The 18909-nt window shown below is 41.6% G+C and carries 14 protein-coding genes; 3 read left to right on the top strand and 11 right to left on the bottom strand.

Features of this window, described 5'->3' with window-relative positions:
* Positions 1 to 16: 16 nt before the first annotated feature.
* The 5 genes from argH to argC are packed head-to-tail and all read right to left on the bottom strand — an operon-like array spanning position 17 to position 5850.
* Entirely contained in the window at positions 17 to 1882 is a 1866-nt protein-coding gene (gene argH / locus ACMVDV_RS17180; protein WP_304183606.1) for an argininosuccinate lyase, read from the bottom strand.
* 55 nt (positions 1883 to 1937) lie between these two features.
* Positions 1938 to 3140, bottom strand: coding sequence for an argininosuccinate synthase (locus tag ACMVDV_RS17175; RefSeq protein ID WP_304183604.1), 1203 nt, complete (start codon positions 3138 to 3140; stop codon positions 1938 to 1940).
* Between the two features lie 10 nt (positions 3141 to 3150).
* Positions 3151 to 4071: an ornithine carbamoyltransferase gene (locus ACMVDV_RS17170; RefSeq protein ID WP_304183602.1), complete on the bottom strand. Its 921-nt coding sequence runs from the start codon at positions 4069 to 4071 to the stop codon at positions 3151 to 3153.
* A gap of 7 nt (positions 4072 to 4078) precedes the next feature.
* The gene (argB, locus tag ACMVDV_RS17165; RefSeq protein WP_304183601.1) at positions 4079 to 4840 is read right to left on the bottom strand and encodes an acetylglutamate kinase; all 762 of its coding nucleotides are present in this window, start codon (positions 4838 to 4840) and stop codon (positions 4079 to 4081) included.
* A 5-nt stretch (positions 4841 to 4845) separates the two neighbouring features.
* A complete protein-coding gene (argC, locus tag ACMVDV_RS17160) occupies positions 4846 to 5850 on the bottom strand; it encodes an N-acetyl-gamma-glutamyl-phosphate reductase (protein WP_304183600.1) in 1005 nt (334 codons plus the stop codon).
* 214 nt (positions 5851 to 6064) lie between these two features.
* Here argC and argE point away from each other — a divergent pair, with 214 nt between their 5' ends.
* Entirely contained in the window at positions 6065 to 7213 is a 1149-nt protein-coding gene (argE, locus tag ACMVDV_RS17155; RefSeq protein WP_304183598.1) for an acetylornithine deacetylase, read from the top strand.
* 39 nt (positions 7214 to 7252) lie between these two features.
* Here the strand turns inward: argE and panP are convergent, their stop codons facing one another.
* Positions 7253 to 8881, bottom strand: a complete 1629-nt coding sequence (gene panP, locus ACMVDV_RS17150; protein WP_304183597.1) for a pyridoxal-dependent aspartate 1-decarboxylase PanP — start codon at positions 8879 to 8881, stop codon at positions 7253 to 7255.
* 265 nt (positions 8882 to 9146) lie between these two features.
* Between panP and ACMVDV_RS17145 the strand changes: the two genes are divergently transcribed.
* A complete protein-coding gene (locus ACMVDV_RS17145; RefSeq protein ID WP_416158914.1) occupies positions 9147 to 11084 on the top strand; it encodes an EAL domain-containing protein in 1938 nt (645 codons plus the stop codon).
* Here the strand turns inward: ACMVDV_RS17145 and trmB are convergent.
* The 5 genes from trmB to mpl are packed head-to-tail and all read right to left on the bottom strand — an operon-like array spanning position 11005 to position 15370.
* Entirely contained in the window at positions 11005 to 11682 is a 678-nt protein-coding gene (trmB, locus tag ACMVDV_RS17140) for a tRNA (guanine(46)-N(7))-methyltransferase TrmB (protein ID WP_416158913.1), read from the bottom strand. The genes ACMVDV_RS17145 and trmB overlap by 80 nt on opposite strands.
* Positions 11682 to 12449, bottom strand: a complete 768-nt coding sequence (locus tag ACMVDV_RS17135) for an ABC transporter permease (RefSeq protein WP_304183592.1) — start codon at positions 12447 to 12449, stop codon at positions 11682 to 11684. The genes trmB and ACMVDV_RS17135 overlap by 1 nt, the downstream gene beginning before the upstream one ends.
* A complete protein-coding gene (locus tag ACMVDV_RS17130; RefSeq protein ID WP_304183590.1) occupies positions 12450 to 13382 on the bottom strand; it encodes an ABC transporter ATP-binding protein in 933 nt (310 codons plus the stop codon).
* Positions 13379 to 14002 carry a flavin prenyltransferase UbiX gene (locus tag ACMVDV_RS17125; protein ID WP_304183587.1) on the bottom strand — a complete coding sequence of 208 codons (624 nt, stop codon included), beginning with the start codon at positions 14000 to 14002 and terminating at the stop codon, positions 13379 to 13381. Before ACMVDV_RS17125 ends, ACMVDV_RS17130 begins: the two co-directional genes overlap by 4 nt.
* Before the next feature lie 12 nt (positions 14003 to 14014).
* On the bottom strand, positions 14015 to 15370 hold the full coding sequence (gene mpl / locus ACMVDV_RS17120) for a UDP-N-acetylmuramate:L-alanyl-gamma-D-glutamyl-meso-diaminopimelate ligase (RefSeq protein ID WP_416158912.1): 1356 nt from the start codon (positions 15368 to 15370) through the stop codon (positions 14015 to 14017).
* A 590-nt stretch (positions 15371 to 15960) separates the two neighbouring features.
* Here mpl and ACMVDV_RS17115 point away from each other — a divergent pair.
* Complete coding sequence (locus ACMVDV_RS17115; RefSeq protein WP_416158911.1) at positions 15961 to 18873, top strand: TonB-dependent receptor domain-containing protein; 2913 nt, start codon at positions 15961 to 15963, stop codon at positions 18871 to 18873.
* The last annotated feature ends 36 nt before the right edge of the window (positions 18874 to 18909 follow it).

The raw sequence follows: 18909 nt of genomic DNA, 5'->3' as shown, positions 1-18909 counted from the left end.
TTACATCCAGGGATTTCTAGGCCACGTTTTTACACGGGATCTCCGTATTACTACTTAGCTTCAAAATAAATTCCATTGCGACTTCATCGCAATTGTCTCTGCGCAAACATAGTTCACAATCTTTCATTACCTTTTCCGGCAAGCTGTCTTTAGTACAGAATGTGAAACCTTGTTTCTCAAAGAAATCAGGTACTCGCGTCAAAACAATGATGCGATTCAGTGCCAATTTTTTGGCTTTAACTAATAAGTGCTCAACTAACTGACGACCTTGTCCGGTAATACCGGTTTCGGGATCTATACCGAGCGAACGAATTTCAGCAAGGCCAGTATCATAAATATACAGTGACGCACAGCCAGAGACTTTTCCAGCAACTTCAGTCACAGCAAACTCATTAATTGAGTGCACCATGTCACTTTTAGCACGCGGTAGATTTTCGCCTACTGTAGCCCAGTGCTGGATCAACTTAGCTATCGACTCGACATCATCAAGATTGGCGTCACGAACCGTTATTTGCTGTTTTTTTTTGGCATCTTTAACGGCAATGCTTACTTGCTCTAAAGATGTGCCACCGAGTGCTTGGCGCGCTTTAATACATGCGTCTATTTCTAATACAGCATATACGTCCTGTGCAAAAATACTATGTACAGATTGGAATTGTTCTAAACTTAAATCTTCTAAGTTATTCCCTTGTGCGATAGCCATTTGCACCAGTACACCAACAATGTGATGACCTTCCCTGAAAGGGATGCCTTTGGCGACTAAATAATCAGCAAGCTCTGTCGCGTTTGAATGGCCGCCTTTAGCTGCGGCTAAAGTACGCTCGCCATTTACTTTTATACCTTTGATACACGCTTGCGCCATATGAATACAGGCAAGCCAAGTTGGCATGGCATCAAATAAGCCTTCTTTATCTTCTTGCATATCTTTATTATAGGCAAGTGGCAGTGCTTTTAACGTCATCATCATGGCACTAAAGGCACCAAATACACGCCCTGTTTTGCCGCGAATAAGCTCTAGCGCATCGGGATTCTTCTTTTGTGGCATCAATGATGAGCCTGAAGTAACATTATCTGCTAACTCAATGAAACCCGCTTCACCCGAATTATAAAAGATCAAATCTTCTGACATACGCGATAAATGGATCATAGAGATTGATGCACAGCTTAATAGCTCAACCACAAAGTCACGATCTGATACGGCATCTAAACTATTTTTAGTTGCCGCGGTAAAACCTAGCCCCACGGCAAGTGCTTGCCGATCAATTGGGTACGCAGTACCAGCAAGAGCGCCACTGCCTAAAGGGCAAAAATTCATCCGAGCTTTAGCGTCACTTAAACGACTTTCATCACGTTCGAGCATTTCAACATACGCCATACACCAATGACTAAACAAGAGTGGTTGCGCACGTTGTAAATGGGTGTAACCAGGTAAAATAGTACCCAGCTCGCGTTCAGCCAACGCAATAAACTCGCCTTTTAACTGGCCAAGTGCTGCAAGTAAGTGATCTGCGGTATCACGACACCATAAACGAAAATCGGTTGCGACTTGGTCGTTACGGCTACGTCCGGTGTGTAACTTCTTAGCTAAATCACCTACTTTTTCGATTAAAGCAGCTTCAACATGTGAGTGAATATCTTCAGCTCCTGACGTTGCCACCGCTTGTGGATCAGCTTTTACTTCGTCAAGTAACTCATATAATGCTGCTACTAGTGATTGGTGCTCGCTACTAGTTAGTACGTCAACCTGCTTAAGGGCACCTGCCCACGCCACAGAGCCAACTATATCTTGCTCTGCCAGTTGATAATCGAAGGGAAGTGAGTCGTTAAATTGTTTAAACGCCTCATCTGGACCCGTAGAAAAACGTCCGCCCCATAATGCCATGAAATCTCTCCAAACCCTGAAATTGCCCCGTTTTAGTTACGGGGCTGTAGTAAAATTACTTCTTCGCTAGTGCTGAAATTCTGCTTGAAAGCGAGAATAAACGAATAAAACCTTCAGCATGCGATTGGTCGTACACATCATCAGCACCAAATGTTGCAAAGTCTTCGCTGTATAAGCTATTTGGTGATTTTTTCTGAACCGCAGTCACTTGGCCTTTGTATAGCTTAAGTACGACTTCACCCGTTGCCACGGTTGATAACGCTTCTGCGCCCGCTAAGATTGAATCTTTAAGTGGTGTAAACCAGCGGCCGTCATACACTAAATGTGAGAACTCGCCGCCCAGTACTGCTTTCCATTTACGGCTTGCTTTATCAAGTACCAGTTCATCAATTGCTTGTAATGCTGCCATGATCACTGTGCCACCTGGAGTTTCATAACAACCACGTGATTTCATACCTACTAAACGGTTTTCAACGATATCAACGCGACCAACACCATGAGGCGACGCTATCTCATTTAATTTAACTAAACAGTCGTACGGCTTAAGTTGCTCACCATTTACAGCAACAACCTCACCTTCAACCACGTTTAAGGTAACAAATTCAGGTTCATTAGGGGCTTGCTCTGGAGAGTTAGTCCACGTCCACACTTGCTCACTTGGTTGACACCACGGATCTTCAAGCTCACCACCTTCGTGAGAAATGTGCCACGCGTTTGCATCACGGCTGTAGATTTTAGTCGCTGATGCTGAACATGGAATATTACGCTCAGCTAAGTAATCAAGTAATGACTCACGGCTTGATAAGTCCCACTCACGCCACGGTGCAATTACTTGCAGATCAGGGGCAAGGGCTGCAAAACACGACTCAAAACGTACTTGGTCGTTACCTTTACCAGTACAACCATGCGATAACGCATCGGCACCTACTTTACGGGCAATTTCAACTTGTGCTTTAGCAATAATAGGACGTGCCATTGATGTACCTAGTAAATAAGTACCTTCGTAGATAGACCCCGTTTTTAGCGTTGGGTAGATGTAATCACTTACCATCTCATCTTTTAAGTCAACGACATAACACTCAGATGCACCAGAGGCGATCGCTTTTGCTTCTACGCCTTCAAGCTCCTCTGCGCCTTGACCTACATCGGCTACAAATGCAATAACTTCACAACCGTAGTTTTCTTTTAACCATGGCACGATGGCCGACGTATCTAAACCACCAGAATAGGCTAATACAACTTTTTTAATAGAACTCATTGGTGATACCTTACACAAAATTTGGATTTAATAATGAAACAAGCAATGCGTTTTGCGCATGCATACGGTTTTCTGCTTGTTGTATAATTTTTGACGCCGGGCCGTCCATTACTTCTGAGGTAATTTCAAACTCACGGTGTGCAGGCTGACAATGCAACACAGTGTCAGCCCCTGTTTGTTCAAGTAATGCGGCATTTAATTGATACGGCATATACTTTTCTTTTACTTGTTCAAGCGGTGTGTCGTCGCCCATTGATACCCAAGTATCGGCGTACACAGCGTTAGCCCCAACAGCCGCTTCAACACGATCGCTAACCATGACCGATGCGCCATTCATTGCTGCTATTTGCTCAGCTTGCTTAAGAATTTGCGAATCCGGTGAGCTGCCTTTAGGGCATACTGCAACAAAATCAGTACCTAGCGTTGCTGCAAGTAACATCAGTGAGTGCGTTACGTTGTTACCTTCACCTAAATAGGCAAGTTTTAGCTGGCTCACATCCCCGTATACTTCTTGTAATGTTAAAAAGTCAGCCAATGCTTGGCATGGGTGATATAAATCACACAAACTGTTGACCACAGGTACGCTCGAAAATTCAGCAAGTGTGGTTAAGGTTTTATGCTGATAAACACGTGCCACAATACCATCAGCCCAGCTGGCAATATTTAACGCAAAATCTTTTACTGATTCACGTGCGCCCATGGCACCATTTTGTGAATCAAGATACACCGCATGACCGCCGAGCTTATTGATACCAATATCAAACGATAAACGCGTACGTAAGCTTGGTTTTTCAAATAAAGTAACCACTGATTTACCAGCCAGTGCTTGGCTAAAATCAGCAGGGTTTGCTTTTATTTTTTGCGCAAGATTAAGTAAGTTAAGTGCGCCTTGTTGGTCTAGTTCAAGACCCGATAAAAAATGATTAAACATATAAAACCTATGGTGTAATTTTTGTTCCGACGTGCTCACCCGCAAGTAAAGCGACTAAATTTTCTGGCTTTTGCCAACTCGAAATGTAAACGCCACGTCGTAAGTGCTGGGCAGCAAGAAGGCTGGTCTTAACTTTGACCTCCATCCCACCCAAAATTACTCCTTCTGCAATTAAAGTATTGATCTGATTTGTGTCAAGTTGATGTAACGGCTGTTTATTTGCATCAAGTACGGCTTCTACATCGGTCATAAAAATAATTTCTGCATCGAGCTCTTTAGCAATCGCCGCCGCCGCTTCATCTGCATTCACGTTATACCAAAGACCATCGTCACCAAAACCGATTGAACTAACTAAAGGTAGACGCCCAAGTTTTAATAACTCTGGTATCACACTTTGCACGCCACCGTTACACTGACCAACTTGACCAAGTGCTTTGAGCTTTTGCGACGTAATAATGCCGGCTTCATATAAACTAAGACCAACAGGTTTATGGCCTGCCACGATTGCCTGGCTCATTAATTGTTTGTTTGCACAACCAGCCAATGCACCAACGATGTACGGCATCTGCTCTTTTGGGCTAATACGTAAGCCCTGATGTTTCGCGCTGGCAAAACCCGCTTCTTTTAGCCAGCTATCAACTAACGCCCCACCACCGTGTACAATCACAAACTGTGCTTGAGTTTGTGAAGCTAGCACTTCAAATAACGCTTTTGCCGCGTCTTCTGTGTTGAGTACTGCACCACCGAGTTTGATGACCCATGTTTGCATTACTGTTACCCTTTTAAACCTGTGCTATGAGGTAAATCCATAGCTAAATTAATACATTGCAGTGCTTGGCCTGCAGCACCTTTTAATAAGTTATCAATCGCTGCCATCACAATCAGTTGGCTACCTTGTTGTTGCCAAGCAATGTCCACAAACGGCTGCTTAGCCACCCCTTTAATTGAAGGTATTTTATTACCAAGCAATCTGATCAACGGCTCATCGGCAAGTACTTGATAAGCTTGCGTGACTTGCTCTGGAGTAACATCGGCTTTTAATTGCACATAAATAGTTTCTAAAATGCCACGAGGGAAATTGCCTAAATGTGGCGTGAATAACACTTTATGGCCTAAGTGCTGTTCAATCTCAGGGCTATGTCTGTGGTTAAATAACCCGTATGGTGCAAGCGATACTTCACAAAAATGCGTGCCTACACTGGCTTTACGCCCGGCACCGGTTACTCCCGATACCGCATTAATAATCACTGGCTGATCAGCCAATAAACCGGCTTGCTGCAATGGCTTTAACGCATTTAATGCCGCAGTTGGGTAACAACCCGCTACGGCAACTAATTGTGCTTTAGCGATTGCGTCACTATTCCATTCAGCCAAGCCATAGGCAGCTTGTTTAAGTAGTTCAGTATGTTGATGCTCAAAACCATAATAAGTTTGATAATCTTCATTACTGCTTAAGCGGTAGCCACCTGATAAATCAAAAACCTTTTTACCCATCTTCAAAAAACGTGGCGCTAAATCAACACTCACTTTATGATCAGTACATAAACACACAAAATCAGCTGAGCTTTCGATATCGCTATATGCGCTTTCGCTCAGCGGTAATAAAGGAAAATCAAGTAAACCAACATGCTCAGGATACAAGTCACTTAATAACTTACCTTTATCTAAACTTTGCTCAGATACATAACACGCTACTAAGGTTAATTGTGGATGTTTTACGACTAAACTTGCTAATTCTGCGCCGCTATAACCACTTGCGCCAATAATCACTACTTTCATTCGTTACTCTTTTTGGGTTTTACTACTATATTTACATTCAAATCGGGTTAGACAGTGCATAAACACACTGTTTTGGGAATGAAACTGGATTATCGTCGTTTTATATTCATTGCGTCGCTTTAATATATTTATGCTTAAAAAGTGAATTGATATTCATCATAAATACTTTTATATTGTTATGCAATTAGATTGAATAATTATTTTGGATTTTTTTATGCCTTTACCGTCTTTTTTGTCCATGTATCAGCAGTTGATTGCCGCCCCTTCCATTAGTGCTATGGATGAATCGTTAGCCATGAGTAATAAAGGCGTCATTGAGCTACTTGCCAATTGGTGTAGCAGCTTAGGTTTTGAATGCGAAATTACAGAGTTATCAGGCCCTAAAGGTCGCTTTAATTTGCTCGCCAAACGCGGCCAAGGCGATGGCGGTTTAATGCTTGCCGGTCACACCGATACGGTTCCTTTTGATGATAGTCGCTGGAATTATGATCCGTTTAAATTAAGCGAATATGACAATAAACTATATGGTTTAGGCAGTATCGATATGAAAGGCTTTTTTGCTTTTGTACTGCAAGCAATTAGTGAACTCGATGAAACCACACAAACTCAACCAATTTTAATTTTAGCCACCGCCGATGAAGAAACGACTATGGCTGGTGCGCAGCAAATTTGTCAGCACAAAAATTTAAAACCTGCGCGTTGCATTATTGGTGAACCTACTGATATGACACCGGTATTTACTCACAAAGGTCATATGAGTACGGCTATTCGCGTAGTCGGTCGCTCAGGTCATAGCTCTGATCCTGAACGTGGTTTAAACGCCATTGAAGTGATGCATAAAGTAATTGCAAAATTGTTACTTTTAAAAGACGAATTAAAGAATAAATATTCAGTAGAGCACTTTGTTATTCCCTACCCAACATTGAATCTAGGACATATTCATGGTGGTGATAACGCCAATCGTATTTGTGGCTGCTGTGAAATGCATATTGATATGCGCCCATTACCAGGTTTAAGTGTGCAAGAACTGCAAATGATGTTGTTAAAAATAGCGGCAGAAATAAATAACCAATACCCAGATGCAGTGAGTGTGATGGATATGCACGAGCCTATTCCAGCCTTTACCGGCAGTACCGACACGGCATTAGTACAATTAGCAGAAAAAATATCGGGGGAGCAAGCCGTTGCAGTAAATTACTGCACCGAAGCGCCGTTTATTCAGCAACTTGGCTGCGAGACTATCGTAATGGGGCCGGGCTCTATTAACCAAGCCCACCAACCTGATGAGTTTTTAGCGATGGAAAAAATAAAACCGTCGCAACATATTATTAGTGAAATGATTAAAGCGAGTTGCTTTATTTAAAATCAAAAGTTTAGTGGTATTAGCAATACCACTGATTTACTAATTCATATATTTAGATAAGAACTTTTTAAACACAGGATCTGTTTTCGCTAGCGCCTTTTGCTCTGCAAGTATTTCTTGAAGAATATGCTCAGAAGTAAGTGGGTTCGCAAGCACGACTCTGAAGACCACCGTTGGCTGGTGATCATACTGAGCTGGCGTCAATCGCGTACGCGACACAAATGAACGCCCGGCTTCACGTTGGCGCTTTTGCATACTGGCGGTAAAACGGTTTAGCGAAGCAAATATGTCCAAACGGGTTTGCTCATCAGCTTCGGCTATTTTTTGCTTAATTTGTTTTGGTACATAACGGTATGTAAGCAAGCATAATTCAGGCTCTGAGATCAATTCAAAATCATCATCTGCTTTCACTAAATCAGCAAAATAACGGGCCTTTTCAATACCTTTATCAATCAGTATTTCATAGCCTTTACGGCCAATAACGCGTAAGCAAGCATGCACTAACATCGCCATACCAGGGCGGCTACCTTCAAGCGTATGACTACCTAAATCTTTTGAGCCTTTACGTAATATATACTCAGCGTGATGCTCAATTGCATCTGTCGCAGCGGGGTCTTTAAATAACACCAGCCCTGCTCCCATCGGCACATACATTTGCTTATGTGCATCAATGGTGATTGAGTCTGCTCGCTCTACACCTTTGAGTAAAGGGCGGTAAGTATCAGAAAGCAGCGTTGCACCACCCCAGGCAGCATCGACATGAAAATGACAATTAAGCTCTACACTCAACTCGGCCAAAGCATCAAGTGGATCAATATTACCCGTTTCAGTAGTACCTGCTACACCAACAATGGCCATTACTTTTATGCCTTGCGCTTCAAGCTCGTGAGCCTTGGCGCGCATTGCAGCAACATCAACCTTATTGTTATCAGCAGTTTTAATGGCAATAAAGTTATCGCGGCCAATGCCTAATAGATCGGCCGCTTTGCCTAAAGAATAATGGCCGCGCTCTGATACTAAAACAGCTAAGCCTCTATAGCCATAATGCAACATAGCACTAACGATACCTTCAGCGGCAATACCCTTAAACTCACCATCTGCTTTTAATAGTCGGTTACGGGCAATCCACAGTGCGGTAATATTTGCGATTGTACCACCAGAACAAAAAGCGCCTAGTGAGGTTTTAGCACTGTGCATCCATTTACTATAAAACGCCTCATCTTGACCATATACTAAATGATGCATCATGCCCAATACTTGGCGTTCGAGCGGTGTAAAAGCTTTGGAGGTTTCAATCTTTACTAAGTTTTGATTAAGGCCAACCATCAACTTGGAAAGTGGTAATACAAAATGCGGTAATGCTGACGTCATATGACCAATAAAGCTTGGCGCAGCAGTATGCACTGAATGAGCAACAAGTTGCTCCATAATGTCTTGCGCATAAGCTGAAACAAAGGTCGGATCTTCTGGGATCACTGCAGATTGAAAATCTTTTTCAATTTCATGCAATGGCTTTTCAATCGCCGCGATGTTCTCATTCAAAAAACCTGCTAAATTGCTCGAGATCTCAAGTTCGATTTTACTCAACGTTGAGTCTGGTGCTTCAGGCACAGTAAATATACGCATCAGAGTTTCTTTAGAGGCGACGGCACAACGCTTTTGATCCATCTTTATACCCAATAAATGTAGTTTTCTTTCGCTAAAGCGCCTAAGTAAGCGGCTTCATTAGCAATAACGTCAACTACAATGATTCTACGAAATGCGTTAACTTTACTGCAATACAGTAGAAATGTCTCGTATTAAGCCATAAAAGCAGTCAATTGCATGACAGATTGATGATAAATTGATTAACTCTTAAATTACCTAACTATATTTTTATAGGCGATGCAGGCTTTTTTTGTATAATGCAAAGGATAATAAATAAAGGATGAACATGATAAACACAAATTTACGGACGAATTGGATAATCGCGGGTTTCATGCTGTTTTTTATCAGTTTATTAGGCTACATCTATTACACCTATAACAGCACCCGGAACGAAATAATGCAAAGCGTTGATACTCGCTTACTTGATGCAGCATTAAGTGTTAAGCATATGCTTGGTGATGATTACCATCAAAAAATTAATGCAGGTCTTCGCATACCACCCTCCGTATACCAACAAAAAAGCCGTCAATTATCAGAGTTTGCCAATGCGTTAAACATCGCTTACGTTTATGCCATGGTATTAAAAGATGACAATGTGCATTTTAGTGCCTCTAGTTACACACAAAACGATCAAAATAGCGGCAAAGTTACCCAGTTCCTCGATTTATACCCCGAAGCAACTGCGGCCAATGTGGGCGCGTTTTATTCAACCGAGCCAGTCTTTGAAATTTCAAAAGACCAATGGGGTCATTTTAAAACCATTTTTGTGCCCTTTGTTGATGCCAACGGAGTGACCTATCTAACGGGGGCCGATATTACTATATACGACCTCAATCAACGATTAGCGCAAAGTGTATCGAAAGCCGCAGCCATGGCGGTATTTTTCTTTTTTATTGCCCTGTTAGTTGCAGGCATTTATGTGTATTTATTAAAGCGCGCGATTTCAACAGATACAAGCAGTGGTTTTGCTAATCACATTGCGCTGGAATATTACATTAAAAAATCACCAAATCATCATATGCAACTGGCCGTTATTTGGGTCAATGAATTAGAAGATATAAGTAGCTTTTATGGTACTGAAGTAAGTGATCGGGTGATGAAAAGTCTGTTACTACATTTTAAAAAGAATCGCCCTGCGACGAGTCAGATATTTCGCTTAGCAACGAATAAAATTGTCCTTATAGCGTCTTTCAATGATGATGACATGAGCTTTACTGATATGATCCAAGCCTATAATTACAGTACACCACTGCTAACCGATCCCTTTATTTATATAACGTTATGCGCAGGCATCGCTAGCGGCAATAAGTCAATGTTACTTGAAAATGCGCATATTGCTGCATTACAAGCTAAACAAGGTCGTCACACTGTAGTTAATTATTCAAGCGCTCTTCATAATGTAAAAAATCAATATCAATACAATGTAGCCATGGCCAAAGAAGTACGAGAAGCATTTGAAAATAATAGAATTGTTCCTTACTTTCAAGCTATTTATAACAGTGAAAAAAATACTATTATTCAGTATGAGTGCTTAGCTAGAATGATCACTTGCCATGGTGAAATTCTTAAACCAAAATCGTTCTTAGACGTTGTGAATCGCTCTAGAATGGATGGCATGTTAACCCGCACCATGCTTACACAGTGCTTTGCGCGCTTTAGAAAAACCAGTACTTGCTGGAGCATTAATATTACCGTTCAAGATATGCTCGACCCAAGCCTAACGGAATTTTTGGAAAATGAACTTAAACGTTACCCACAACCGCGTAATATCACCTTAGAACTTTTAGAAACCGAGGCAATTGCTAACTTTTCTGAAGTAAAAGCGTTTATAACCATGGTAAAAAATCGCGGTGTGCGTGTCGTCATCGATGATTTTGGTACTGGTTATTCGAATATATCTAATGTACTGAAGTTAGAAGTGGATGGTATTAAACTTGATGGCACTTTAATTCGCCAAATAGTTAACGACCAAGATATTTATTTATATATTGAGCACATAGCCAGTTTTGCAAAACAACTTAATTTACAACTAATAGCAGAAAATGTGGAAAGCCGCCCCATCGTAAATGCGCTACGTAAAGCGAATGTGACGCTGATGCAAGGTAATCATTTTAGTGAAGCAGCGCCACAAGTAAACCCAGTAGTTAAGAACGCGCTGCCAATGGGAGCACTAGCCGGTGACTCTGTTGACCACTCGCCCAATATTTACGTTCGAACGGAGTGATAGCAATATCACTTTCATATTGCTCGACCTCACAGCTGTACCCAGCGAGGTGAAGTGCTTGTGCAAACTCTTTAACATATATATCCCAGTTACTGCGCACCTCTAAACGACCACCTAGCTTTACTATAAATGGGAAGATAGCCGCGCCATGCCAGCGACGTTGCAGATGCTTCGCTTTAGGCCAAGGGTTTGGATACAGCAAATAATGATGCGTTGGCTGCCAATTGGCAGCCACAGCTAAACGCCAAAAGTCATTGAGATCCGCTTGCACTAAAATGTACTGACCTGAGTCAGTTTGTTTATATTCAATATCATGCTTATCTAAGCGATGTGATGATTTATCAATGCCAATGACGAGTGCATCAGAATGACGCTTTGCTAAGTTAGCCGTACTCTCACCGACGCCACAGCATGAATCTAGAATAAGTGGCCCAGCAAATGCTTGTACTTTTTCATTTACTTGATCGAACGCCGTTTGCGTATGTGCTGCAATAGGCTTTTTGAACTCTGCGGTTAAATGCTTAGTTACTATTTCATCCAGCTTTTCATGTAAGCCAGGTTGATTCGATACAATACTACGTGAATTTGCATCACTCATTAGTGTCTTAACCCCACACCTTTTTTAATTAACGTTAAAGCTAACGTAAATAAGACTGTAATAAATAACAACAACACGCCAAATGCGACCGTTAAATCAACATCCGATACGCCTAAGAAACCATATCTAAAGGCATTAACCATATAAATAATTGGATTAACCTGCGATACACCTTGCCAAAACTCAGGTAATAATGTGATTGAGTAAAACACCCCACCTAAATAGGTCAATGGCGTTAAAATAAAGGTCGGAATTATACTGATATCGTCAAAGCTATTAGCATAAATAGCATTGATCAAACCGCCTAACGCAAATACCGCAGAGGTTAACATTACTGTAGCGATGATCACAAAAATATTATGGATTTGAATATCAACAAACAATAACGACACACAGGTAACAATTAATCCTACCAGCATGCCGCGGGTCATACCGCCGCCCATATAGCCAAGCACAATAATATAATTAGGCACGGGTGCAACTAACAGCTCTTCAATGCTTTTTTGAAACTTGGTTGAATAAAAGCTTGATGCCACATTAGAATAGGAATTAGTGATCACCGACATCATAATAAGGCCCGGGACAATAAATTCCATATAACTGAAACCGCCCATATCACCAATCCGAGAGCCAATAAGATTACCGAAAATCACAAAGTACAAACTCATCGTGATTGCAGGTGGTACTAAGGTTTGCACCCAAATACGTAAAAATCGAATGCACTCTTTAAACCATAAGCTCTTTAAGGCTACGCCATATTTAAACATCTACTTGCCCCGCCCTTGCTCTAGTAAACCGACAAATAACTCTTCTAATCGATTAGCTTTATTACGCATACTGAGCACGGTATTACCCTGCTCGGTTAATGCTGTAAATACTGCATTCAAGCCCTGTGATTTAGCCACTTCCACCTCAATGGTATGATCATCAGCCATCGTAAACTTATAACCATCAAGCGTAACGGTAACGGGCTGTACTGGCTGTTTTAAATCAAGGATAAAGGTTTCTTTATCTAGCTTAGCAAGCAGTGCTTTAATGGTGGTATTTTCAACGATAATGCCAGAATCAATGATGGCGATATTTTTACACAGCAACTCAGCTTCTTCTAAGTAATGGGTGGTGAGAATAATCGTCACCCCTTGCTGATTAATTTGTCTTAAAAAATCCCACATCGAACGGCGTAATTCAATATCAACACCAGCGGTTGGCTCATCTAAAATAAGCAGCTTTGGTTCATGCATTAACGCACGAGCAATCATTAAGCGGCGCTTCATACCACCTGATAAAGTACGTGCTTGTTTGTCTTTCTTTTCCAGCAAGCCTAACTGCGCTAAATATTTATCCGCTCGTTGATGCGCCACCTTACGAGGTACTCCATAATAACCCGCTTGATTGACCAGTATTTGTGTCAAGGTTTCAAACTGGCTAAAGTTAAACTCTTGTGGCACTAAGCCCAATTGTGACTTGGCGGCTTCTAAATCTGAATCTATGTTGTGACCAAACACCTCTACTAAGCCTTTGGTTTTATTAACCAATGATGAGATCACCCCGATGGTAGTTGACTTACCCGCACCATTTGGGCCCAATAACGCAAAAAAATCGCCTTCATAAACTTGTAGATCAATGCCTTTAACAGCTTCAACCCCATTCTTATAAACCTTGGTAAGGCCTTCAATATTCAAAGCCAATGCTTTACTCATGATTTACCTTCTCCATAACCCCAACGTTTCGTGAGTGTGTGTGCAATATTTAAATGATCTAAAATACGTGCCACCATAAAATCAACTAAGTCACTAATGGTTTGCGGTTGATGATAAAATCCAGGTGCAGCTGGCATAATGGTCACCCCGAGCTTCGCGAGCTTAAGCATATTCTCAAGGTGAATTTCACTAAACGGGGTTTCTCGTGGCACTAAAATTAGTTGCCCACGCTCTTTAATCACAACATCAGCAGCGCGCTCTAATAAATTATCCGAGGCTCCCATCGCAATGGCAGAAACCGAGCCTGCGCTACACGGACACACAACCATTTTTTTCGGCGCGGCGGAACCTGATGCAACTGGGCTAAACCAATTGTCTTTGCCAAACACCTGTAATTGACCTTCAGCAGCATTAAAGAGCGTGCTTAACTGTTCGGTCGCTTTATCTTCATTTCCTGAAAGCTTGATATTTGATTCTGTATCTAACACCACTCGAGCTGCACTGGAGATCAATACATACACGCGAAACTGCTGCGCGAGCAATACTTCGAGTAATCGTAAGCCATATGGCGCGCCTGACGCACCACTAAAAGCAAGCGTAATGGTTTCTTTATATTGCACTGTCGCTCCGGTTTATTGCTGGGTAAATTTATGCTGCAAAGCTGTTATCAATGTGTCGTGGAGGCCATTAAAGCCACCATTACTCATGATCAAAATATGTTGTTGCGGCTGTGCTTGCGAGACTACTTGCGCAACGATCTTACCGGTATCACTCAAGCATACCATGCCAGCCTGTTTGGCTTGCTCACTTAACGACCAGCTTAAATTATCTGGCTCGAATAAATACACCTCATCAGCATCAACTAATGACGCTAATAACGTATGTTGATGCACGCCCATTTTCATAGTGTTTGAGCGCGGCTCTAATATGGCAATAATTTTTTCATTGCCTACTTTTGCACGCAACCCCGCAAGGGTTGTAGTGATAGCTGTTGGGTGATGAGCAAAGTCGTCATACACTTTAATATTGGCAATATCGGCTTTTAGTTCCATTCTGCGTTTAGGACTAATAAATTCCCCTAACCCCGCAATACTGTGCTCTATGGCAATCCCGACATGGCGCGCGGCAGCAATCGCCATAATAGCATTTTTAACATTATGCTCACCAAACGCTTGCCATTTTACCGTGCCTTGGTATTCACCATTAAATGACACTGCAAACTCACTGCCATCGGCATTAATCAGCTCATATCCCCAATCATCGCCCAGCGTTTCACTTTCGCTCCAACAACCTTGCTTGAGCACATCTTGCAGAGCATCATCTTGTTGTGGCCAAATAACTTTGCCGCTACTTGGTAGTGTACGCATCAAATGATGAAATTGTTTTTTAATCGCGTTTAAATCTTCAAAAATATCAGCATGATCAAATTCAAGATTGTTTAAAATTAGTGTGCGCGGTAAGTAATGAACAAACTTACTGCGTTTATCAAAAAATGCAGTGTCGTATTCATCAGCTTCAATAACAAAAAATGGCGTTTCGCCAACCCGTGCCGACAAACCAAAATTTTGCACGATACCGCCAATCAAAAACCCCGGCTTTAAACCCGCGAATTCTAAAATCCATGCCAGCATGCTTGCAGTGGTGGTTTTACCATGAGTTCCAGCAACCGCCAGTACCCAGCAGTTTTGTAATAAATTATGCTTTAGCCATTCAGGGCCGGAAGTATACGCTAAGCCCTTATCCAATACATATTCAACACACGGGTTACCGCGGCTCATTGCATTGCCAATAACCACCATATCTGGCGCGGGTTCTAACTGAGAGACATCATAGCCTTGGGTTAATTTAATACCAAGCTCTTCGAGTTGCGTGCTCATTGGCGGATATACGTTTAGATCAGAGCCCGTGACGGTATGACCTAGCGACTTAGCTATCGCTGCAATACCACCCATAAAGGTGCCGCAAATGCCTAAAATATGAATATGCATATTATTCCTTTGCCGCCACACATAGCTTACGCAGCGCTAAAAAATAGATAATAAATGAGATGCCATAATGCCAAAAATAGCGTTCAGTTACCATTGTCATCTAACACAACACTTGTGCTAAATGGCAACTAATAAGCATATAAGTTAAATAGTTCCCTTACTTATGCTTAACCGCTCAAATGTTGCGCGACACTTTTTGAACAAAATTAACATTAAAGCCCATTTTACAAACAAAATCATTGATAGTTAATTGCAAAATAGTTAACCATCAAGGTAACTCAACGTTATAAAAATACTACAAACAACAAACGTAAAGCTATGAATACAAATAATATAATTTAAAATCAAGGCCATACCAACAAATACCCACAATAAAAACAAAAAACACTTTTTAGCAACAAAAGACATATTTGCCACACAAAAGACTCTATTTGGGTACTGTGATAAAACGTTGCGCTAAATTACATTTGGTTACATTGAAAGGCATATATTTAACTTCAAAGTTAATATGGCTAACAATGTAAGTCCTTTGTGAGTTCCATCAAGTTTAATTACCCACAGGGTAAACCTTGTCGAAATTAAAAGGTGTTATGTTGAAAAAATTAAATCTTATTACAGCTGCAATTAATGCAGTATTAATTACTGGCACTGTTGGTGCTGCAAACGCATTTGCACAAGAAGCTACTGACGTAAAACCTGTCGAACGTATTCAAGTAACAGGTTCGAAAATCAAGCGATTTAACCTTACTTCACCGACACCAGTTACTGTGATCGGCGGCGTTGAGATGGAAAATGCCGGCATTACTAACGTTAATGATTTATTAGCTGAGCTACCGCAAGCAACGGTTGGTTTATCTCCTGAAACTACTACTAGCTTTATTTATGCATCAGGATTAAACACCACCGACTTACGTGGTTTAGGATCTGAGCGTACACTGGTATTAGTAAATGGTCGCCGCTTTGTCGCAGGCTCAGTAGGCAGCACTGCGGTAGATTTAAATAATATTCCAACAACTCTGATCGAACGAGTAGAGATCGCCACTGGTGGTGCAGCAGCCGTATATGGTGCCGACGCTGTTGCCGGTGTCGTAAACATCATCACAAAAAAATCATTTGATGGCATTGAAATTGATGCATCTACGATCCGTCCAGAACAAAGCGGTGGCGAGCAAAACTTCTTCTCTATCACCGGTGGTATGGAAGGTGACAAGCTATCGTTTGTAACGTCTTTTAACTACTCAAAAACCGATAGCTATGACAAGTTAAGTCGTGATTTTTACCGTAACCCTGTAACTTCATACGCAAACCCAGCCAATAAATCGGGTACCGATGGTATTCCTGAGCGTGTCGTATTAGGTAAGCAAAGTACCCTTGGTTATTATTCTGAAGGCGGTGATTTTTTCAGTAAAACAGGCTCGCTAACTGACGATCATTACAACAACCATCACTGGGCATTTGATAATAGCGGTAACGTAAAAGCATTTGATTATGGTCTAGGTCGCGTAGAAAACTCTGGCGTGCCTAACGCATCAGCTAATAGCCGTTATTACGCAGATACTAATAACCCAGGTGATGGTATTTTTAGTCATGGTTACAAAAGCTATTTTCAAACTCCATTAGAGCGCGCCATTTTATCAACGTATGGTACATACGAAATTAATGACGATCACGCTGCAACATTTGATTTTACTTGGTCTGACTCAAAAGCAACGTCTGAAAGCTCGCCAGCTTTCTTTGCTCACACGATCCGTCGTGATAATGCCTTTATCCGCGATGATATGGCTAAGATTATGGATGCTAACGGATTAGATAAAGTTACTTTGCGCCAAGCTAACGAAAACCTATGGGGTGATCGCGCTTATCAACAAGATCGTGCGGTGATCCGTGCATCTCTTGGTTTTGAAGGCATTTTAAACGATGACTGGGGCTACAGCACCTATGTGCAGTATGGCCGTATCGAACAAGATACCTTATGGCGTGGTGAAGTATTAGAGCAAAACCTAGTCAATGCGATAGATGCTGTAGAACTTAATGGTCAAATCGTATGTGCAGTTCGTGATGCCGATGGTAACGTCACAGGTGAACGTGAAGGATGTGTTGCTTTTAACCCTATGGGCGCACAAAGTGCTTCTCAAGCACAGCTTAATTATATAGCAACAAATGCTACGCGTACTGCCAAACAAGATCAGCTAGTTATTGCTGCAACATTTGACGGTTTATTATTTGAATTACCAGCAGGTGCAGTCGCTGCCGCATTTACCGTTGAACATCGCCGAGAAAGCGCCGAGACTCATCCTGATCACGCAATGCAAAATGGCCTTATTTTTGGGAACTCAAGTTTACCAATGAAAGGTGATATCGATGTAAATGAATTCTCAACAGAGATTTCAGTGCCATTGCTTGTAGATCGTTTTTTAGCAACTGACTTAACCTTTGAAACTGCGTACCGTTATATGGATTATTCAGTTACGGGCGGTGATGATGCGTGGAAACTGTCATTAAATTGGGGCGTTACAGACGAAGTACGTGTTCGTTTAAATCGTTCAAAATCAGTCCGTGCACCGAGCCTAAGTGACTTATTTACGCCAAGCTCACAAACGTTTAATTCGGGTCGTAAAGATCCATGTCGTGCTGATGAAATTACCAGCTCAGGTAGCGAATATAAAGCAAATGTAATCGCTAACTGTCAAGCAGATGGTTTAGCAGCAGGTTGGATGCCAACAGCCAATTGGCAAGCAGCTGGTAGCCTGCCAGGTTTTGTGCAAGGCAATCAAGCACTAAAAAACGAGACATCAAACGATTATACTATTGGCTTGATCTACACTCCTGAATTTATTGAGGGCTTAGATTTAACGCTTGATTACTGGTCATTTGAAATTGAAGGAGCGATTCAATACTTTGGACGTGATAGCGTAGAACTATGTTATGAGTCATCATCGCTAGATAACCCATTTTGCTCAAACTTCGTCCGAGACGAACAAACGGGCGACATCATTAACTATTATCAGCGTCCAATTAATGCTTCTATCATCGCCAAAAAAGGCCTAGATATTGAAACAGCTTACCGTACAGAATTAGGGAATGGTGATTTAGCAATTAAGCTTACTGCAACTTACCTAGCAGAAGACAGTGAAAACCCGACTGGTCGTACGGCAGATTTCCGCTCAAATGTAGGTGAAATTGCAGATCCTCGCTGGAAAGGTCGCTTTAACGCAATCTACTCACATGATGATTCAAGTTACATTTTAACGGCTAATTACCGCCATAGCAGTGTAGAAAGTAATGAATGGAACATTGAAGATAATAACTACAATGATATCCCGTCTTACACGACATTTGATTTTATGTACAAAACCTACCTATTAGATGAGTTGCAAGTACGTATTGGTGTAAACAATATCCTAGACCGTGCACCACCACGTAATCCATTCACTTATGATGATGGCGAGTTCTTTGACGTTAAAGGTCGTCGCTTATCGATGGGTGCAAAATACACTTTCTAACTTAAGGTGTATATTGGCTTCTAAAAAAACGCCTTA

It is taken from the genome of Pseudoalteromonas sp. ASV78, from assembly GCF_047806705.1.
GTDB classification, from domain to species: domain Bacteria; phylum Pseudomonadota; class Gammaproteobacteria; order Enterobacterales; family Alteromonadaceae; genus Pseudoalteromonas; species Pseudoalteromonas prydzensis_A.
Note: the sequence above shows the minus strand (reverse complement) of the source record. Positions and strands in the feature narration are given on the sequence as shown.